This is a genomic window from Moorella glycerini (assembly GCF_009735625.1).
Taxonomy (GTDB): domain Bacteria; phylum Bacillota; class DSM-521; order Neomoorellales; family Neomoorellaceae; genus Neomoorella; species Neomoorella glycerini.
On sequence record NZ_CP046244.1, the window covers coordinates 2,438,779 to 2,457,882 of the forward strand.

The 19,104-nt window shown below is 58.2% G+C and carries 26 protein-coding genes and 1 riboswitch; all 26 genes read left to right on the forward strand.

All coding sequences use genetic code 11. From position 1 onward, the window contains the following. The first annotated feature begins 13 nt into the window (after positions 1-13). The 26 genes from MGLY_RS12125 (at position 14) to nuoK (ending at position 19,099) form a co-directional block, all read left to right on the forward strand. Positions 14-526 (forward strand): RNA polymerase sigma factor SigX, encoded by a 513-nt coding sequence (locus tag MGLY_RS12125; RefSeq protein WP_156274186.1) that lies wholly within the window; start codon positions 14-16, stop codon positions 524-526. Then, positions 489-1,613 (forward strand): anti-sigma factor family protein, encoded by a 1,125-nt coding sequence (locus MGLY_RS12130; RefSeq protein WP_156274188.1) that lies wholly within the window; start codon positions 489-491, stop codon positions 1,611-1,613. The genes MGLY_RS12125 and MGLY_RS12130 overlap by 38 nt, the downstream gene beginning before the upstream one ends. Next, positions 1,613-2,530: an ABC transporter ATP-binding protein gene (locus MGLY_RS18560; RefSeq protein WP_156274190.1), complete on the forward strand. Its 918-nt coding sequence runs from the start codon at positions 1,613-1,615 to the stop codon at positions 2,528-2,530. The genes MGLY_RS12130 and MGLY_RS18560 overlap by 1 nt, the downstream gene beginning before the upstream one ends. Continuing rightward, on the forward strand, positions 2,521-3,396 hold the full coding sequence (locus MGLY_RS12140; protein WP_156274192.1) for an ABC transporter permease: 876 nt from the start codon (positions 2,521-2,523) through the stop codon (positions 3,394-3,396). Before MGLY_RS18560 ends, MGLY_RS12140 begins: the two co-directional genes overlap by 10 nt. A 130-nt stretch (positions 3,397-3,526) precedes the next feature. After that, positions 3,527-4,462: a signal recognition particle-docking protein FtsY gene (gene ftsY, locus MGLY_RS12145; RefSeq protein WP_156274194.1), complete on the forward strand. Its 936-nt coding sequence runs from the start codon at positions 3,527-3,529 to the stop codon at positions 4,460-4,462. A 2-nt stretch (positions 4,463-4,464) separates the two neighbouring features. Then, on the forward strand, positions 4,465-5,787 hold the full coding sequence (locus tag MGLY_RS12150) for an amidohydrolase (RefSeq protein ID WP_156274196.1): 1,323 nt from the start codon (positions 4,465-4,467) through the stop codon (positions 5,785-5,787). Continuing rightward, a riboswitch (cyclic di-AMP (ydaO/yuaA leader) is annotated at positions 5,758-5,904 on the reverse strand. (Overlaps the previous gene by 30 nt.) Before the next feature lie 138 nt (positions 5,905-6,042). Further along, positions 6,043-6,981 carry an aldo/keto reductase gene (locus tag MGLY_RS12155; RefSeq protein ID WP_156274198.1) on the forward strand — a complete coding sequence of 313 codons (939 nt, stop codon included), beginning with the start codon at positions 6,043-6,045 and terminating at the stop codon, positions 6,979-6,981. 62 nt (positions 6,982-7,043) lie between these two features. Next, the gene (gene ylxM / locus MGLY_RS12160; RefSeq protein WP_156274200.1) at positions 7,044-7,412 is read left to right on the forward strand and encodes a YlxM family DNA-binding protein; all 369 of its coding nucleotides are present in this window, start codon (positions 7,044-7,046) and stop codon (positions 7,410-7,412) included. A gap of 277 nt (positions 7,413-7,689) precedes the next feature. Next, positions 7,690-9,033, forward strand: coding sequence for a signal recognition particle protein (gene ffh, locus MGLY_RS12165; protein ID WP_156274202.1), 1,344 nt, complete (start codon positions 7,690-7,692; stop codon positions 9,031-9,033). Positions 9,034-9,054: 21 nt separating this feature from the next. Continuing rightward, the gene (gene rpsP, locus MGLY_RS12170; protein ID WP_156274204.1) at positions 9,055-9,327 is read left to right on the forward strand and encodes a 30S ribosomal protein S16; all 273 of its coding nucleotides are present in this window, start codon (positions 9,055-9,057) and stop codon (positions 9,325-9,327) included. 11 nt (positions 9,328-9,338) lie between these two features. Beyond that, positions 9,339-9,569 (forward strand): KH domain-containing protein, encoded by a 231-nt coding sequence (locus MGLY_RS12175; protein ID WP_054937392.1) that lies wholly within the window; start codon positions 9,339-9,341, stop codon positions 9,567-9,569. Between the two features lie 2 nt (positions 9,570-9,571). Further along, the gene (gene rimM, locus MGLY_RS12180) at positions 9,572-10,084 is read left to right on the forward strand and encodes a ribosome maturation factor RimM (protein WP_156274206.1); all 513 of its coding nucleotides are present in this window, start codon (positions 9,572-9,574) and stop codon (positions 10,082-10,084) included. 12 nt (positions 10,085-10,096) lie between these two features. Further along, entirely contained in the window at positions 10,097-10,858 is a 762-nt protein-coding gene (gene trmD / locus MGLY_RS12185; protein WP_156274208.1) for a tRNA (guanosine(37)-N1)-methyltransferase TrmD, read from the forward strand. 128 nt (positions 10,859-10,986) lie between these two features. Then, a complete protein-coding gene (gene rplS / locus MGLY_RS12190) occupies positions 10,987-11,328 on the forward strand; it encodes a 50S ribosomal protein L19 (protein ID WP_156274210.1) in 342 nt (113 codons plus the stop codon). Positions 11,329-11,394: 66 nt separating this feature from the next. Continuing rightward, the gene (gene lepB, locus MGLY_RS12195) at positions 11,395-11,919 is read left to right on the forward strand and encodes a signal peptidase I (protein ID WP_211661874.1); all 525 of its coding nucleotides are present in this window, start codon (positions 11,395-11,397) and stop codon (positions 11,917-11,919) included. 64 nt (positions 11,920-11,983) lie between these two features. Continuing rightward, complete coding sequence (gene ylqF, locus MGLY_RS12200) at positions 11,984-12,805, forward strand: ribosome biogenesis GTPase YlqF (RefSeq protein ID WP_156274214.1); 822 nt, start codon at positions 11,984-11,986, stop codon at positions 12,803-12,805. Between the two features lie 167 nt (positions 12,806-12,972). Next, on the forward strand, positions 12,973-13,650 hold the full coding sequence (locus MGLY_RS12205) for a response regulator (protein WP_246187323.1): 678 nt from the start codon (positions 12,973-12,975) through the stop codon (positions 13,648-13,650). A 12-nt stretch (positions 13,651-13,662) separates the two neighbouring features. Further along, positions 13,663-14,337, forward strand: coding sequence for a ribonuclease HII (gene rnhB / locus MGLY_RS12210; protein ID WP_246187324.1), 675 nt, complete (start codon positions 13,663-13,665; stop codon positions 14,335-14,337). A gap of 55 nt (positions 14,338-14,392) precedes the next feature. Then, complete coding sequence (locus MGLY_RS12215) at positions 14,393-14,752, forward strand: NADH-quinone oxidoreductase subunit A (protein WP_156274216.1); 360 nt, start codon at positions 14,393-14,395, stop codon at positions 14,750-14,752. Further along, entirely contained in the window at positions 14,743-15,243 is a 501-nt protein-coding gene (locus MGLY_RS12220) for an NADH-quinone oxidoreductase subunit B (protein WP_156274218.1), read from the forward strand. The genes MGLY_RS12215 and MGLY_RS12220 overlap by 10 nt, the downstream gene beginning before the upstream one ends. Position 15,244: 1 nt before the next feature. Further along, positions 15,245-15,694 (forward strand): NADH-quinone oxidoreductase subunit C, encoded by a 450-nt coding sequence (locus MGLY_RS12225; protein ID WP_156274220.1) that lies wholly within the window; start codon positions 15,245-15,247, stop codon positions 15,692-15,694. Between the two features lie 3 nt (positions 15,695-15,697). Beyond that, positions 15,698-16,813: an NADH-quinone oxidoreductase subunit D gene (locus tag MGLY_RS12230; RefSeq protein ID WP_156274222.1), complete on the forward strand. Its 1,116-nt coding sequence runs from the start codon at positions 15,698-15,700 to the stop codon at positions 16,811-16,813. 29 nt (positions 16,814-16,842) lie between these two features. Then, complete coding sequence (nuoH, locus tag MGLY_RS12235) at positions 16,843-17,889, forward strand: NADH-quinone oxidoreductase subunit NuoH (RefSeq protein ID WP_156274224.1); 1,047 nt, start codon at positions 16,843-16,845, stop codon at positions 17,887-17,889. A gap of 1 nt (position 17,890) precedes the next feature. Then, positions 17,891-18,295, forward strand: a complete 405-nt coding sequence (locus MGLY_RS12240) for a NuoI/complex I 23 kDa subunit family protein (protein WP_062283867.1) — start codon at positions 17,891-17,893, stop codon at positions 18,293-18,295. A 1-nt stretch (position 18,296) separates the two neighbouring features. Continuing rightward, on the forward strand, positions 18,297-18,794 hold the full coding sequence (locus tag MGLY_RS12245; protein ID WP_170291226.1) for an NADH-quinone oxidoreductase subunit J family protein: 498 nt from the start codon (positions 18,297-18,299) through the stop codon (positions 18,792-18,794). Next, complete coding sequence (gene nuoK / locus MGLY_RS12250; RefSeq protein ID WP_156274228.1) at positions 18,791-19,099, forward strand: NADH-quinone oxidoreductase subunit NuoK; 309 nt, start codon at positions 18,791-18,793, stop codon at positions 19,097-19,099. Before MGLY_RS12245 ends, nuoK begins: the two co-directional genes overlap by 4 nt. Positions 19,100-19,104 lie beyond the last annotated feature (5 nt).

Consider the following 19,104-nt stretch of genomic DNA (forward strand, 5'->3'; position numbering starts at 1 on the left):
TGAATTCGAGGCCCTGTTTCAGAGCTACTATCCCCTGGTGTACCGGCGGCTCTATTATCTCCTGGGGGAGCGGGCGGCGGCCGAGGACCTGACCCAGGAGGTCTTCCTCAAGCTGTACCACCAGCCGCCCCGGGATAATAGCAACCTGGGTGGCTGGCTCTTACGGGTGGCCGCCAACCTGGCCTATAACCACCTCCGCGGCGAAGAGCGGCGCCGCCGCCGCGAGGAGAACCAGGTCAGGGAGGAGGCCGGCGTTATCCCCCTGGAGGAAGCGGTCATCCGCAGCCAGGAGGCCCGGCTGGTCCATCAATGCCTGGCCAAGCTCCCGCCCCGGGACCGCATCTGCCTGCTGTTAAAGAACGCGGGCCACAGCTATGCCGAGATCGCCGCGGTCATCCAGGTGGATAAGAATTCAGTGGGAACCATCCTGGCCCGGGCCCGGCGTCACTTCGCCGCCCTGTATAAGGAACTGGAGGGGAGGGATGACCATGTGTCCGGAAGAAGGAATTCTCCAGGCCTATCTTGACGGGGAACTGGATACGGCCATGACAGCCAGGTTGGCGGTCCACCTGGCCGGGTGTGCCGCTTGCCGGCTGCGGCTGGCTGCTTTAGAGGAATTAGCCGCCGGCGTGGCTGCACCCCTGCAGGCCTACCGGCAGGGGATGGAGGCTGTAGCCCGTCCTTTAAGGGTGCCCCGGGCCGGGCCGGCGGCCTCCCGCTACCAGCCCCTGACTAAACTAAAGGGGATAGGAAGCATGCTCCGGCAGCACAAATGGTTTTCCGGTGTGGCCGCGGCCGTCCTGGCCCTGGCCGTCTTCTTAAGCTGGGCCCCGGGTCGCAGCCTGGCCGCCCAGTTCCTGAACATCTTCCGCATGGAAAAGATCCAGGTGGTCAAGATCACCCCCGAGGACATGGCCCAGCTGGAAGAACTCTTTAACGGCCAGGGGGGCGGGGTGGACATCAAGAACTTCGGCCGGGTAGAGGTCCAAAAGCCAGATAAGGCAGAGTTAAAGGTGAAGCAGGTGGAGCCGGACCAAGCGGCAGCCCTCAGCGGTTTACAACTGGAACTGCCCGCCACCCTGGCCGGGCGGGAAAGGGTAGCCATATACATTGAGCAGGCCCCGACCATCACCTTCACCCCCGATGTGGAGAAGCTTAACAGTTACCTCCAGAAGCACGGCGGCGTCCTGCTGCCGGCCGAACTGGCGGGCAAGTCCTTCACCTTAAGCATCCCGCCCCTGGTCATAGCAGACTATGGCCAGCCGGGCAAAGGTTTTACCCTTTACGCCGCCCGCGACCTGACCATTGACGCCCCCCAGGGCGTCGACCTGGTCGCCCTGCGCCGGGCCCTGCTGAACCTGCCTTTCTTGCCCGAAAGCTTGCGCCGGCAACTGGCCGCCATCAACGACTGGCAGCACACCCTGCCCATCCCCGAGACCAGGAATATGCTGGCGCGGGAGATCACGGTCAACGGCAACCAGGGAGTCTACTTCGGTGATGGTGCAACCAACAACAGCAATGTTATCCTGGCCTGGCGCCAGGGCAACAGCTGGCGGGCCATCGGCGGCCTGCCCCTGGAAGAAGCCCTGCGGGTAGCGGCGGAGGTCAAGTAATGGCCATTATTGAAGCCCGGAACCTGACCAAAGTATACGGCCGGCAAACGGCCTGCCGGGAGATCTGCCTTTCCGTGGAGGAAGGGCAGATCTTCGGCCTTTTAGGCCCCAACGGCGCCGGCAAGAGCACCCTGGTGAAGATGCTGGTGGGCCTGGTCTACCCCACGGCCGGGGAGGCCCGGGTGGCCGGCTACTCACCCCAGGACATCAGGGGCCGGCGCCAGGTGGGTTTTTTACCGGAGAACTTCCGCCTCCACGGCTGGCTCAAAGGGGAAGAGCTCTTAACCTTTCACGCCCGGCTGGCGGGCCTGGACGGCAGGGCCGCCAGCCGACGGGCCGCCGAGGTCCTGGAACTGGTGGGCCTGGCCGGGGAGGGCCAGAAGCTGGTGGCCAATTACAGCAAGGGGATGCAGCAGCGCCTGGGCCTGGCTGCCGCCCTGGTGGGCGACCCGCGGGTGGTCTTCCTGGACGAGCCCACCTCGGCCCTGGACCCCCTGGGTCGCCGCCAGGTGCGCCAAATCCTCCTGGCCCTGAAGGAGGCCGGCAAGACCGTCTTTTTAAACAGCCACCTACTGAGCGAAGTGGAACAGGTCTGCGACCGGGTGGCCATCATCAACCGGGGCATGGTGGTGGCCAGCGGCCGGCTGGTGGAACTGCAGTCCGGCCCGGCGACGGTCGCCATCAGGTTGGATGGCCTGACAGGAGAACTGGTGGCGGAACTACGCCGTCGTTACCCGGACCTGCAACTGGAAGCTGACCGGCTGACCCTGGCCCTGGGTGACCAGGAGGAGATCGCCGATCTGGTGGCCCGGCTGGTGGCCGGGGGTTGCCGCATCTACGAAGTGACGCCCGGCCATAATTCCCTGGAGGACGTCTTCGTCCACCTGGTACGGGAGGGGGAGCAGGTATGTGGCTGATGGCCGCCTTTACCTTCCGGGAAGCCTGGCGCAAGAAAGTCGTCCTGGTGGCCGGCGTCCTGACCCTGGCCTTCCTGATCCTCTACGGTACCGGCCTGCACTTTATTGCCAGGGACATGGTGAATACGGCCAATCCCGCTGCCAATGCCAGGAGTTACTTTGCCATGATGCAATCAATTACCCTCTTTGTCATGGGGATCTACCTGGCCAGCTTCCTGGTGGCCGGCCTGGCTATCCTGGCCGCCGTAGGCAGCATTGCCGGGGAGATCGAAAACGGCACCCTGTACACCCTGGCAGTACGACCCCTCTCCCGCCGCGACCTGCTCCTGGGTAAATTCCTGGGCCTGGCGGCCATGCTGGTTATCTACGCCGCCCTCTTTTTCCTGGCCCTGGCCAGCCTGGTATACCGGCAGACGGGCCTGGTCATCCCCGGGCTGGCGCCGGCCCTGGGCCTCTTTACCCTGGAACCCCTGGTCCTCCTGGCCGTGACCATGCTGGGGACCACCAGGCTCACCACCCTGGGTAACGGCGTCCTGGCCTTCGCCCTCTACGCCATAGCAGTAGTCGGGGGCATGATGGAACAGATTGGCGCCCTGATGGAGAGTACCGCTGCCGTTTATACCGGCGTGGTCACCAGCCTCATCCTGCCGGCGGACGCCATCTACCGGCGGCTGGTGGCGACGGTAGTGGACCGGATGCCCGTAGGTAACGGCCAGGACGTTCCCTACTTTATCAATCCCCAGTCGATGCTGGGTCCCTTCGGCAGTCAATCTACCCCCAGCGACTGGATGCTTCTTTATACCGTTGCCTATATTGTGGTCCTGCTGGCGGCGGCGGTTTACAGCTTTAACCGGCGGGATATTTAAGTACGCGGTAGCGCTAAACTTTTTTGTGGGCTATAAGCGGCGGTAGCGTTAAATAAACCTTGGACAAATGGCCTCGCCTCTGTTAAATTAGGGGTGAGGCCTTTTGATATTAGCGCAAGGGGGATTACCATTGAGCCTTTTCAGCAAGCTTAAAGAGGGTTTAAATAAGACGCGGCAGAATTTGACCCAGCGGCTGGGTGCATTGCTGGCCGGCAGCAGCCGGCTGGACGACGATTTCTTTGACGAGCTGGAGGAAATATTGCTGACGGCCGATGTCGGCGCCAGGACCAGCATGGAACTGGTGGAGAGGCTGCGCCGGGAGATCAAGGACCGCAAAATAACCGACCCGGCAGCAGTAGGAAGCCTGTTGGAGGAAGAAGTCGCCCGGATGCTGGGGGAAGAGGCGCCCCGTTTAAGCTGGGCGCCGTCACCGCCAACGGTGATCCTGGTGGTGGGGGTCAACGGCGCGGGGAAAACGACAACCATCGGCAAGCTGGCCTACCAGCTGGGCCGGGAAGGGAAAAAGGTGATCCTGGCGGCAGCCGATACCTTCCGGGCTGCGGCTGGCGAACAGCTGGCCATCTGGGCCGGGCGGGCCGGGGCCAGTTTAATCCGCCACCAGGCCGGGGCAGACCCGGCGGCTGTAGTTTACGATGCTATACAATCGGCCCGCAACCGCCGCGCCGACGTGGTCCTGGTGGATACGGCCGGCCGCCTGCAGACTAAAACCAATCTTATGGAAGAGCTAAAGAAGATCCGCCGGGTCATGGAGCGGGAACTGCCGGGGGCGCCCCATGAGGTGCTCCTGGTCCTGGACGCCACTACCGGCCAGAATGCCCTGTCCCAGGCCAGGCTCTTCAGCGAGGCGGTGGGCGTCACCGGTATCGTCCTGACCAAGCTCGACGGTACGGCAAAAGGCGGCGTGGTCCTGGCCATTGCGGCTGAAATGGGCATCCCCGTCAAGCTGGTGGGCCTGGGCGAAGGCCTGGACGATCTGAAAGAATTTCAACCCCGGGAATTTGCCGCCGCCTTATTCAGCGGCCTGGCGGGGGAGAAGGAGGAATAACTGTGGGCAGAATTTTAATCAAGGATTGTACCATTGTCCCAATTAGCGGTCCGGTAATTGAGGAGGGGGTCATCGCCATTAATGACGACCGCCTTTATTATGTCAGCCCGGCAGGAGGGCTGCCGCCAGGCTGGCAGGCGGATACCGTTATCGAGGCCGGGGATATGGTGGCCCTTCCGGGTCTGGTCAACGCCCACACCCACGCGGCCATGACCCTGCTGCGGAGTTACGCCGACGATCTCCCCCTCAAGCAGTGGCTGGAAGAAAAGATCTGGCCCCGGGAAGCAGAGCTCGACCGGGAGGATATTTACTGGGGCACCAAGCTGGCCCTGCTGGAAATGATCCGCTCCGGCACCACCACCTTTGCCGATATGTATTTCCACATGGATGCCGTGGCCGAAGCAGTGGTGGAAGCCGGGCTGCGGGCCTGCCTCAGCCAGGGTCTCATTGGCTTCCAGGACAGCGGCGGCCAGCGCCTGGCAACCGGCGTCAGCCTGGTAAAAGAGTGGCAGGGCGCCGGTGACGGCCGCGTGACCACCATGCTGGGGCCCCATGCCCCCTACACCTGCCCGCCGGAATACCTTACTAAAGTAGCCGAGACGGCAGCCGGCCTGGGGGTGGGCATACATATTCACCTGGCGGAAACGAAGGGAGAGGTGGCAGATATCCAGGCCCGTTACGGGGCCACCCCGGTAGCCCTGGTCGACAAGCTGGGCCTGCTGGACCTGCCGGTCCTGGCCGCCCATTGCGTCCACCTGACCACGGAAGATATTGCCATCCTGGCCGAGAAAAAGGTCGGTGTGGCCCACTGCCCGGAGAGCAACCTGAAGCTGGCCAGCGGCGTGGCCCCGGTGGCGGCGATGCTGGCCGCCGGCGTGACGGTGGCCATCGGTACCGACGGTGCCGCCAGCAACAATAACCTGGACATGGTAGCTGAGACCCGGACGGCGGCCCTGCTGGCCAAAGGGATTACCGGTGACCCCACGGTAGTTCCCGCCCGCCAGGCCCTGGTTATGGCCACCCTGAACGGCGCCAGGGCTCTGGGCCTGGAAAAGGAGATTGGCACCCTGGAGGCCGGGAAAAAAGCCGATCTGATCCTGGTAAACAAGCACCAGCCCCACTTAATGCCGCCCCATGATGTAGCAGCCAATCTGGTTTATGCCGCCCGGGGGGGCGATGTAGATACGGTGATTGTAAACGGGAAAATTCTCATGGCCGCCGGGGAAGTAAAGACCCTGGATGCTGGCGAAATTTACGCCCAGGTAATTAGGAGGACCAGTAAAGGGCAAAAAAAATTCCACCTCCTTCCACGCCTACGAGGTTAGCTGCCGGGTGCGGACCAAGGATGGCCCTACCCAGCACTCAGATTTCTGAGTGCTGGGATTAACCCCTTAAAAGTGGTTCCCCCGTTTCCCACCGAGGAAATTCGGCGATCTGGTGGAAGAAAGGATGGAATTGATGGCATTTTTATTGTAGCATTAAAACCCTATTTTGTTAACATAAAACTTAATGGTAACACTAGATAGTTTTTTCCAGAAGACTTTCCTGAATTCCAAACTTCAATTTGGGGGGAGTAACCTGTGGAATACCGCCAGCTGGGTAATACGGGGATGAAGGTTTCCGAGCTGTGTTTCGGCGCTTTGCCCATGGGGCCGCGCCAGAAGAACCTCGATGTTGACACCTGTACCAGGATTATCAAAAGGGCCCTGGAGGGCGGGGTTAATTTTATTGATACAGCGCAAATATACGAGACCTATGAACCAATCCGGAGGGCTGTGCACGCCTATGACGGTGAATTAATTATCGCCACCAAGGCCACTGCCGCCACCTATGAGGACATGGAGCGGGCGATCCAGGAGGCCCGGGAGAAGCTGGAACTGGATTATATCCATATTTTCCACCTGCACGCCGCCCGGGCAACGGAGCGAATTTTCGAGGAAAGGTCGGGCGCTTTGCGCTGCCTCCTCGATGCGCGGGAGAAAGGGCTGATCGGGGCTGTGGGTATTTCCACCCACGGCGTGGCGGCCGTGCGGAAAGCGGCCACCGAAAAAGAAATAGATGTTATCTTTCCCCTGGTAAATATCAAGGGCATGGGCATCATCGACGGCAGCCGCGCAGACATGCTGGCCGCCATCGCAGCGGCCGTGGCTGCCGGCAAGGGAGTTTACCTGATGAAGGCCCTGGCCGGGGGCAACCTGCTGGACAACTACCAGGAGGCCATTGACTTTGCCCGCCGGGTACCGGGTATTGCCGCCGTCGCCGTAGGCATGGTCAGCGAGGCGGAGGTGGATTACAACCTGCGCTACTTTAACGGCGAAGACCCGGGGAAAATAGAGATTGCCGCCAAGGAGTTTGCCGTGGTGGAGACCGTCTGCAGCGGCGACGGCGCCTGCCTGAAGGCCTGTACCAACGACGCCATAACTTTAGTTAACGGCAAGGCCAGGATCAACCGCGCCAAATGCCTGCTCTGCGGCTACTGCACCGAGGTGTGCCCGCAGTTTGCCATCAGGATGATCTAGTGTCAAAGCCCTGCCCTTGACACCTCCAGGAAAGTCCCCTATAATTCTTTTCGGTGGTACTCATGCTTGATGAACTGGCCCGGGTGGCGCGCCTCTATGATTTTTACGGCCCCCTTCTCACCCCCAGGCAGAGGCAGTGGCTGGAACTCCACTACCACCATGACCTTTCCCTGGGGGAAATAGCTGAGGAAGAGGGGATCAGCCGGCAGGCTGTCTACGACGGTCTGCAGCGGGCGATCAAGGCCCTGGAGGATTATGAAGCCCGCCTGGGTTACCTGCAGCGGGAACTCGCCCTGCGGGAGCAGCTGGCCGCAGCCGTCAGGCACCTGGAAAACTACCGCCATGGTGGTGGGGAAGGGGAGCTGGCCGAAGCTTCCCGGATCCTGCAGCGGCTCCTGGAACTGCCGGAAGGCAGTACAGGGAAAAATTAAGCATGGCGCAGGTAGTATGGCAGCGTAACGTCAGCCGGGAACAATAGGATAAAGAAACCGGTGTTCCTGGACGGCGTGGTACCAACCCGGTTAAAAGAGCGGACTTGCGCCGTAGCGTTAGCGGGACATGGTTAAATGTAATTTTATTTTACTATTGTCCAAAAAACGGAGATGGAACGGCGATGGTAGGGTGAGGGTCCGGGGTGACCGGTTAAGTAGCACTTAACTCGTTTGCCTCCTGGACTCCCCAGACCAGCCAACCCGGGGGGTGAATCAGGTGGCCGTTTTTGCTTCCCTGGCCGACAAACTGCAGGAAACTTTCAAGAAGCTGCGTGCTAAAGGTAAGCTCACCGAAGCCGACGTCAACACGGCCGTGCGGGAAATCCGCCTGGCCCTGCTGGAAGCCGACGTCAACTTCAAGGTGGTCAAAGATTTTATCAACCGGGTCAAGGAGCGGGCCGTCGGCCAGGAAGTCATGCGGAGCCTGACTCCGGGCCAGCAGGTGGTTAAGATTGTCCATGAGGAGCTGACAGCCCTCATGGGCGGCAGCGAGAGTAAAATCAACTGGGCCAGCCAGCCGCCCACGGTCATTATGCTGGTGGGCCTGCAGGGCGCCGGCAAGACAACTACGGCTGCCAAACTGGCCCGCCTGGTGCAAAACCAGGGCCGGCGGCCCCTGCTGGTGGCTGCCGATGTTTACCGCCCGGCGGCCATCAAGCAGCTCCAGGTCCTGGGAGAGCAGTTAAAAGTTCCGGTTTTCAGTATGGGAGAAGGAAACAGCCCGGTTGATATTGCCCGGGCGGCGGTGGAGCACGCCCGTAAGTTCGGTAGCAACCCGGTGATCCTGGATACGGCCGGCCGTTTGCATATTAATGAAGCCATGATGGCTGAGCTGGCAGCGATTAAAGAGGCTGTTAATCCCCAGGAGATCCTCCTGGTAGTAGATGCCATGACCGGCCAGGATGCCGTCCAGGTGGCTTCTGCTTTTCACCAGCAACTGGGCCTGACAGGGGTAATACTCACCAAACTGGACGGCGATACCCGCGGCGGCGCCGCCCTGTCCGTCCGGGCGGTTACGGGTTGCCCAATTAAATTTACCGGCGTGGGAGAAAAAACAGAGGCCCTGGAGACTTTCCACCCGGATCGCCTGGCTTCTCGCATCCTGGGGATGGGGGATGTCCTGAGCCTCATCGAAAAGGCCCAGGCCAATTTTGACGTTGAGAAGGCCAAGGAGCTCCAGAGGAAGATTCGCCAGCAAGAGTTTACCCTGGAAGATTTCCTGGAGCAGATGAAACAGGTGAAGAAAATGGGCCCCCTGGATGAAATTTTAAGCATGTTGCCCGGGGCCGGGAAAATGAAGCAGCTAAAGGATCTCCAGATTGATCCCAAAGAGATGCTCCATACTGAAGCCATTATCCAGTCCATGACCCCGGAGGAGAGGCGCAACCCGGCCATCATTAACGGCAGCCGCAAGAAGCGCATCGCCGCCGGTAGCGGTACCCGGGTCCAGGATGTGAACCGCCTGCTGCGCCAGTTTGAAGAAGCCAGGAAACTGATGCAACTTTTCGGTGAAGGCGGTAACAAGAAAAAAATGAAAGGCCGCCTTCCTTTCCCCTTTTAATTTAAGGAGGTGAGTGTTAAGATGGCAACCAAGATCCGCCTGAAGCGCATGGGAGCTAAAAAAGCGCCTTTTTACCGGGTGGTAGTGGCCGATGCCCGTTCACCCCGCGATGGCCGGGTGATTGAAGAGATCGGTTATTACAACCCCGTTAAACAACCCGCTGAAATCAAGGTTGATGAGGATAAAGCCCTGCGCTGGCTGGGTACGGGAGCGCAACCTTCAGAAACAGTGCGCGCCCTGTTGAAAAAAGCTGGTGTCTGGCAGAAATTTGTTGCTGCCAGGGAAGCCAAGTAGGGGGGTAAGCAATGAAAGAATTGTTATTAACCCTGGCCCAGGCCCTGGTAGATCATCCCGACCAGGTCAGCGTCAACCAGGTAGAAGGAGAAAAGTCGGTGATCCTGGAGCTCAGGGTGGCCCAGGAGGACATGGGTAAGGTCATTGGCAAGCAGGGGCGCATCGCCCGGGCCATCCGCACCCTGGTCAAAGCCGCCGCTGCCCACCAGGGCAAGCGAGTAGTGGTGGAGATTATCCAGTAGCAATGGGGCCTGAGAGGATCGGCGTCGGTAAAATTGTGGCTACCCACGGCGTCCGGGGGGAGGTAAAAGTTGAACCCTGGACGGACTTTCCCGGTCGCTTCCGGTCCGGGACCAGGCTGCTCCTCCAGCAGGGAGAAGAGGTAAGGCCGGTGACCGTGGCCAGTGCCCGCAGCCATGGCCGCTACCTGATCCTGAAGCTGGCGGGAATTGATGAGGTTGGCCAGGCCGTGGCCTTGCGCGGGGCGCTTCTCCAGGTGGAGCCCTGGGAAGTGGAACCCCTGCCGGCAGGGCATTACTATATATTCCAGTTAGTGGGCAGCCGGGTCTATACTTCCGGTGGCGATTTCCTGGGAACTCTAACCGGGGTGTTAACTACCGGCGCCAATGACGTTTATGTCGTCGAGGGCGCCGGTAAAAAGGAAATCCTCATACCGGCTTTAAAAGAGGTCGTGCAGAAAATTGACCTGGCCAGGAGGGAAATCAGCGTCGTCCTGCCACCGGGTTTGCTGGACTAGGAGGCCTGACCCTTGCGGGTTGATGTGCTGACCATTTTCCCCGAAATGTTCACCGGGTTTTTAAATACCAGTATCATCAAGCGGGCCCGGGAACAGGGTATTCTAACCGTTAACCTGGTTGATATCCGGGACTACGCCCGGAATAAGCACCGCAGCGTCGACGACTATCCCTTTGGTGGCGGACCGGGGATGGTCATGCAGGCCGAACCCATCTTCCTGGCTGTGGAGGCTTTGTTACCCGGGGCAGGCGCGGTCAGGCCACCCATTATCCTTTTATCGCCCCAGGGCGAAGTCTTTAACCAGGCCCTGGCCAGTGAACTGGCCGGACAGGAACGCTTGATCCTCATTTGCGGCCATTATGAAGGTGTCGATGAAAGGGTCAGGCAGTTCCTGGTAAACCGGGAAATATCGATTGGTGATTATGTCCTGACGGGCGGCGAGCTACCGGCCATGGTGATTATCGACGCCGTTACCCGCCTGTTGCCCGGGGTACTGGGAGATCCGGCAGGGGCCACAGAGGATTCCTTTGCCATGGGCCTGCTGGAATATCCCCAGTATACCCGGCCCCGCTCCTTTCGCGGCCTGGAGGTACCGGAAGTCTTGCTATGTGGAAATCATGAACAGATAAGGCTCTGGCGGCGGCAGCAGGCCCTGGAACGGACCTGGCGACGGCGGCCGGATTTGCTGGCAAAGCTAGAGTTAAGCCCGGAAGACCGGCGCCTCCTGGCGGATATTATCCGCCGAGCCGGGAATGAAGACCTGCCGGGAGAATAAACTTCTTGCGGTACTGGTTGGCGGCCTGGCTGCTCTCTGACCCTATGATCCGGTTGAAAGTTGTTTCCTGGTGAAAACCTGTGGTATAATAATCGCTGGTGTTACTGGCAGGGAAAGGAGGGGTTAAGTTGAATATCATCGAGGCCCTGGAAAAAGAACAGATGCGTTCAGATATACCCGACTTCAAACCCGGGGATACGGTACGGGTGCATGTCAAAGTCATTGAAGGTAACCGGGAGCGGATCCAGGTTTTTGAAGGAACGGTCATTGGCCGCCGGGGGCGGGGTATAAATGAAACCTTTACCGTGCGCAGGGTTTCCTATGGTGTGGCGGTGGAAAGGATTTTCCCCGTCCATTCACCGCGTCTTGAGCGCATTGAAGTGGTAAGGCATGGCCGGGTCAGGCGGGCGAAGCTCTACTACCTGCGCGGGCGGGCCGGTAAAGCTGCCCGGATTAAAGAAGAGAGGTAACATAGTCGAACAACGGGACTGGTGCTCCAATCAGTCCCGTGTTTGACTAATAGGGGGCGTCAATCATTGGAGGAAAGTAAGGGTTCGGCCTGGTGGGATTTACTCCAGTCCCTGGTAATCGCCGCTGTTTTAGCTTTAATCATCCGGAGTTTTCTTTTTACACCTTTTTATATTCCTTCACCGTCCATGGAACCCACCCTTTACCCCGGGGACCGGATTATTGTTAACCGCCTGGCCTACCGCCTGGGGGAACCCCAGCGCGGTGATGTAGTGGTTTTTCGTTACCCCCTTGATCCCAGCCGCGATTATATCAAACGGGTGGTAGCCGTCGGGGGGGATACCGTTGAGGCGCGGAACAATGTTCTCTATATCAATGGCCAGCCCCAGCCAATGGCAAGCTATTTACCGCCGGGGATAGTTTACAGTGACTTTGGCCCTATTAAAGTGCCGCCCAACAGCTACTTTATGCTGGGAGATAACCGTAATAATAGTGCCGACAGCCGGGTATGGGGGACCCTGGACAGGAAGCTGATTATCGGCAAAGCGGTTTTGGTTTTCTGGCCCTTAAACCATATCGGGCTTATCAGGTAGACACCCATGACGCCTGGGGCGTGACTACCAGGCTCAGACCTCCATTTTCAGGGTGGGTGGCGGTATGCCGGCAGGAATAAAGTCCTTGCGCCAGTACCTGAAGGTTGTTGACATTGTGTTGGAAGTAGCCGATGCCCGGCTGCCTGCTGCCAGCCGTTACCCTGATCTGGGGACAATCCTTGGCAACAGGACGCGGATTCTGGTTTTAACCAGGGCCGACCTGGCCGACCCCGTGGCCACAGCGCGCTGGCTGGAAGTCTTCCAGGCGGGGGGGACGCCGGCCGTAGCCCTCAATGCCCGGACGGGGGAGGGTATGCGGGCTTTACGCCAGCAACTGGCCGGCACAGCGAAGGAAAAAAGGGAAAAACTGGCTCAAAAGGGGTTGCGGGCACGGCCATTAAGGGTGATGGCCCTGGGGATTCCCAATGTCGGTAAATCTTCCCTGTTAAATCGCCTGGCGGGACGGGGGGCGGCCCGTACCGGTGACCGGCCCGGGATTACCCGCGGGCCCCAGTGGATCCGTATTGAGGACAATATGGAACTCTTAGATACCCCGGGTGTCCTCTGGTCCCACTGGCAGGAACCGGGGACGGCCCTGTGGTTGGGAGCCATTGGCTGTGTCCCGGAGGGTATCCTGCCCGTTACCGAGATAGCCGGCCTGGTGGGCGCATTTTTAATCGGCAAAGCCCCGGAAGTCCTGGTGACAAGATACGGTATCACCAGGCAGGAGGCAGAGGGTACTGATTTACTCGAGGCCATCGGTCGCCGGCGGGGTTATCTTCTGCCCGGCGGTACAGTTGACCAGGAAAAGACGGCCCTGGCCCTGGTTAATGATTTCCGGGCAGGATACTTAGGGCGCTTTACCCTGGAGCTACCGTGTAAATAGAAGTGGGAGGTGGGATGGTAGAGGTGGAAGGCTAGCAGGAAGTGGTTACGCCAGTTCCCTGATTAAAAAGCCTGCTAAGAAGAAACCAAGCTGCGGCACAAACTGGCTGAAGGGCGTCATTATTTTAACGAGGCAGTTGCCATGGTTAACCCGATAGCAGGGATGGGGTGGAAGTTGTGCCAGCCAGTAAGATTTCCATTGTGATCGCTGATGACCACCCATTGGTACGGGAAGGCATCCGCAAGATCCTGGAACTGGAGCCGGGTTTCCAGGTGGTTGCCGAGGCCAGGGACGGACAGGAAGCCATTGCCATGGCCCGGCGCCACCGTCCGGATGTAATTTTAATTGATATTAACATGCCGGGTTTAAATGGTATCGAAGCCACCAAAGTGATCCGCCGGGAACTGCCCCAAACCGGCATCCTAGCCCTGACCATTCATGATGACGAGGAATATGTTATTGAATTGCTGAGGGCCGGGGTTTCCGGCTATGTCCTTAAGGATATCGGCGCGGAAGAGCTGGTCAAGGCTATTTTCCAGGTAGCCCAGGGGTACCAGGTAATTCACCCCGGTATCGCCCCCAAGGTAATTGATTATATCCAGAAGAAGGAACTGCCTGCTACTTTAGCGGGAGCGGGGCTACCTTTAACGCGAAGGGAACGGGAAATTTTAGTTCACGTCAGCCTGGGGAAATCAAACCGCGAGATCGCCCGGGACTTATATATCAGTGAAAAAACAGTAAAAAACCATCTAACGAATATCTTTCATAAAATTGGCGTTAGCGATCGTACCCAGGCGGCCCTTTATGCCTTGAAACATGGCTTAAGTGGTGGTAATCTTATATAGGTGGTAAAACAGGTGGTCGCAGTGCAGGGTGTAGCCCGGGAAGAGCAGGAGCGGGTAGAGGCCCTTTACGCCTGGGAGCGGCGCTTACAGCGCCAGGGTGCCGTATATATAGCCGGCCTGGATGAAGCCGGCCGTGGTCCCCTGGCCGGGCCGGTAACTGCTGCGGCCGTTATTTTACCACCGGGGTTGTTTATCGCCGGCCTCAATGATTCGAAAAAAGTTCCCCCCCGCAAACGGCAGGAACTGGCCGGGACAATTAAAAAAGCCAGCCTGGCCTGGGCTGTTGGCTGGGCTTCGGTGAAAGAGATAGATTGCCTGAATATCCTGGTGGCCTCCCGGTGGGCCATGTGGCGGGCCCTGATGTCTTTGCCCATCAAGCCGGACCACGTTCTAGTTGATGGCATGACGCTGCCGGGCCTGCCTGTACCGCAGACGCCCCTGGTAGGCGGCGATGCGTTGAGCGCCTCCATTGCGGCCGCCTCGATCCTGGCCAAGGTGGCCCGGGATGAACTGATGGTGGCCTACGACGCCGTTTTCCCCGGTTATGGGCTGGCTGAAAATAAGGGCTATCCAACGCCGGAGCACCGGCGTGCCCTGGCCTGTCTGGGTCCCACTTCACTGCACCGCTTAAGTTTTAAAAACGCTTTGGTAGTCAAAAGCAGGGATTTCCATAAATATGGCGAATAAGTATTAGAGTATTGCCAAAGGTGAGGGGGCCCATCATGGAAAGGAGGTGCCAAGGGTGTTGCAGCAGTACGGGATAATAGCCATTTTCCTGGTTGGCGGGGCAGCTACGGCCATCGCCGCCCTGGCAACCAACTGGCTCCTCCGCCCCAAGGAAAGAGCGGTGGGGGACAAGGTGGCCACCTATGAATGCGGCCTGGAGACCCGGGGACCAACGTGGGTCCAGTTTAAAGCCAGTTATTTTCTTTATGCTCTCGTATTTTTGTTATTTGACGTTGAGACTGTTTTTTTATACCCCTGGGCGGTACGCTTTCAAGGTCTGGGATTATTCGCCTTTATTGAAATGATTATTTTTATCGGCATTCTGGTAATTGGCCTCTGGTATGCCTGGAAGGAGGGTGCGTTAAAGTGGTTGTAGCCAGATTAAAACCGCCAGAGCCTGAATTACCTGATAATGTTATCCTGTCCACAGTGGATTATATGCTCAATTTCTGCCGGGCCCATTCCTTCTGGCCGCTAACCTTCGGCCTGGCCTGTTGCGCCATTGAAATGATGGCTGCCGGAGGCGCCCGTTATGATATTGCCCGTTTTGGTTACGAAGTTTTCCGTCCGTCGCCGCGCCAGGCTGATTTGATGATTGTGGCGGGAACGGTAACGAAAAAAATGGCCCCCCTTGTGCGGCGCCTCTACGAGCAGATGCCGGCGCCGAAGTGGGTTATCGCCATGGGGAGCTGCGCCATCAGCGGCGGCCCCTTTGTGGATTCTTATAACGTTGTGCCCGGAGTAGATACTATTGTGCCGGTGGATGTCTATGTTCCCGGGTGCGCTCCACGGCCGGAGGCTTTGATTAACGGCCTCCTGCAGCTAAAGAAAAAAGTGATCAATCCTAAAGTAGTGCTGGTGAAGTGAAATGACCGGTTTAATAGAAGAATTGCAGCGCCTCTTCCCTGGTCTTCAAGGGGAGGAAGGCGGTGACATGCCGGCCCTGGTTGTACCGGCCGACCAGTTGCTGGCGGTAATGAAGGAGTTAAAGGAGAGGCAGGGTTTTAATTTTTTGGCCGACATCACGGCGGTAGATTACAAGAACGACGAACAGATAGAAATGGTATACCATTTGCTGGCCGTGCCGGAAGCCAGGGAGCTAAGGGTTAAGGTGAACCTCAACCGCCGGCACCCGGAAGTTCCTTCGCTAACTGCCATCTGGCCGGCAGCCGATGTCCAGGAACGGGAAGTCTATGATCTAATGGGGGTCGCTTTTCCAGGGCATCCCAACCTGAAACGCATCCTCTGTCCCGATGATTTTACCGGTCATCCCTTGCGCAAGGATTTCCGGTTAAAGGCGGAAGAAGGGAGGGAATAGGTCATGGCCGTTGCCAGGGAAGATTTGCTGACCCAGCAAATCGAGCTTAATATGGGCCCCCAGCACCCCAGTACCCATGGCGTTTACCGGGCCCTTTTAACCCTGGATGGTGAAAAAGTAGTCAAAGTCGAAAATATAATTGGTTATTTGCACCGGGGCATAGAAAAGTTGGCTGAAGACCGCACCTACACCCAGGTCATCCCATACACCGACCGCCTCGATTACCTGGCGGGAATGCTCAACAACCTGGGTTATGTCCAGGCGGTAGAAAAGCTCATGGGTATTGCAGTGCCGGAGCGGGCCGAGTACCTGCGCATTATCATGGCCGAGCTGTCCCGGATAGCCAGCCATATGATCATGGTGGCTTCCATGGCCCTGGATGTATCCGGCTGGACGGCGTGGTTTCCCCCTTTCCGGGAAAGGGAGCGGATACTTGATCTCTTCGAGATGACCTGCGGCTCGCGCCTGACGGTGAGTTATATGCGCATCGGCGGCGTCGCCGCCGACATCCCGCCGGGCTTCTTACCGGCCCTGGAGGCCTTTTTAAATGACCTGCCCGGGATGATTGCGGAAATGAACGGCTTGATTACCGGCAATGAAATCTTTAAGGCCCGTTGCCAGGGCGTGGGTAAGATTGACCTGGAGACGGCCCTGGCCTATGGCATCTCGGGGCCTAATCTGCGCGCCTGCGGGCTGCCCTTTGACTTGCGTAAAGCGCGGCCGTACGGTATTTATGACCGGTTTGAATTCGATGTTCCCACTTTAAACAACGGGGATAGCTACGACCGCTTTGTTATTCGCCTTTTGGAGATGGAACAGAGCGCCCGCATTATCCGCCAGGCCATGGCCGGGCTCCCCGACGGGTCGGTAATGGCCAAAGTGCCCCGGGTGATTAAACCGCCCAGGGGAGAAGTTTACCACCAGATCGAGGGCGCTAAAGGAATTTTGGGCTTTTACCTGGTAAGCGACGGCGGCAATAAGCCCTACCGCCTGCACATTCACAGCCCCTCTTTTGTTAATTTAGGTGCTTTGCCCAGAATAACCGAGGGCGGTAATATCCAGGATTTTGTCGTCAACATCGCCTCGATTGATATCGTCCTGGGTGAAGTTGACCGTTGAGCCGAAGTTTTGCTTAAGGGAGAGGATAGATGGCTATGGAAAATATCTTTACTGGCCTGGCCGCCTATATAGGGGGGCTACTTGCCGGGGCCCCGCCATGGGTCCAGACCCTGGGGATGGGACTTATGTACCTGGTGGGTGTCTTAGCCTTTATCTTTCTAAATGCCATTTATTTGATCTACCTGGAACGGAAAGTAAGCGCTTATATGCAGCAGCGGCTGGGGCCCAATCGCCTGGGTCCCCATGGTCTCCTCCAGCCGGTAGCCGATGCCGTAAAGCTCCTGGGCAAGGAGGATATCATACCCCGCGGGGCCGATAAATGGGTTTTTATTATTGCCCCGATAATAATCTTCATCCCGGCGGTCATGGTCTATGCCATCATTCCCTTTGGCAAAGGGATGATACCTGTTGATTTAAATATCGGCGTCTTTTATTTCCTGGCCGTGGCCTCGACCACAACCATAGCCATTTTAATGGGCGGCTGGGGGGCCAACAATAAATACGCCCTGCTGGGGAGTATGCGCTCGGTGGCCCAGATGGTAAGTTATGAAATCCCCCTCACTTTTTCTATACTGGGCGTAATTATGCTGGCCGGGTCCTTGCAGACTTCCCAGATAGTGGCGGCCCAGGAAAGGATCTGGTATATCCTGCTCCAGCCGGTGGCCTTCCTTATTTACTTTATTGCGGCCACGGCGGAAGTGAACCGCGCCCCCTTTGATCTGGTGGAAGGGGAACAGGAGATAATCGCCGGCCCCTATACGGAATATACCGGCATGCGCTACGCCCTCTTTTATCTCTCAGAGTATGCCAACCTGGTGAGCGTTTCCGCCCTGGCGGTCACCCTTTTCCTGGGGGGCTGGCACGGGCCGTGGCTGCCCTCGTGGTTATGGTTCCTGATTAAAGTCTATATTATGATCTTCATCTTTATGTGGGTGCGCTGGACCTTCCCCCGGATCCGCATCGACCACCTGCTGAGCTTTAACTGGAAGGTATTGTTACCCCTGTCCCTGGCCAACATCCTGGTGACCGGTGTGGGCATTAAGATTTACCAGCTGCTAACCCTGGGGAGGTGGTAGGATGTTCGGGCAAGGTTTGCTGAAGGGTTTAAGTATTACCTGGCACTTTTGTTTTGGCAAGGCAGTAACGGAACAGTATCCAGAACGGCGGCCCAACCTGCCCCCGGCTTCCCACGGCTCCTTGCGCCTGGACAGGGAGAAATGCATTGCCTGTGGCCTGTGCGCCAGTGCCTGTCCCAATCATGTCATTATTATCGAGAGCGAGCGCGACGAGCAGAAGAAGCGCCGGCTTACCGGTTACCGGGTGAAATTTGGCCAGTGCCTCTTCTGCGGCCTGTGTGTGGAAAGCTGTCCCCAGGATGCCCTGCACTGGCAGCCTGATTTTGAGCTGGCCTGCTATCGCTATGAGGATACCGAGCAGGATCTGCTGGCCGGCCCGGCGGCGGAGGTGAAAAAAGGTGCCTGATATGAGCGCCCTTTTCTTCTGGCTGCTGGCGGCTATCATCATCGCCTCCGCCCTGGCGGTCGTCCTCTTAAAAAATATCGTGCACAGCGCCCTGTACCTGGTCTTGACCTTTGCCGGCGTCGCCGGGCTCTATATCTTGCTCAACGCCGAGTTCCTGGCAGCCGTGCAGCTGCTGGTCTACGCCGGGGCGGTGGCCATTCTCATTGTCTTTGCCGTCATGCTCACCCGGCGGGGAGACATCCGGGCCAGCAACCTGTTTAATGTCAATTACCTGGCGGCAGCCGTTGTTTCCCTGGCCCTGTTTATCGTGATCATCCTGGCCACGGGCCGCATGGCCTGGACGGCTAATCCAGGCCATGCGCCGGCAGGTAATGTCGGGGCTATTGCCGATGCCTTTTTGGGCCCGTTTGCTATCCCCTTTGAAATAGCAGCCGTGCTCTTACTGGTGGCCATGGTAGGAGCTATTCTCCTGGCGAGGGGAGGGAAACAGGACCAGTGATTACCTTAAATCACTACCTGGCCCTGGGCGGCCTGCTTTTCTGCCTCGGCCTCTTTGGTGCCCTGGCTAAAAGAAACGCCGTCGCCGTTTTAATGGGAATCGAACTTATGCTCAATGCGGTCAATATTAACCTGGTAGCTTTTAACCATTTCCTGGAGCCGGCCCGGGTGACAGGCCAGATCTTTGCCATTTTTGTCATTGTCGTAGCCGCAGCGGAAGTAGCCGTAGGCCTGGCCCTGGTCTTAAATATCTACCGCCGGCGCCTGGACAGCAACGTGGATGACCTTGACTGGCTGAGATGGTAATTCGT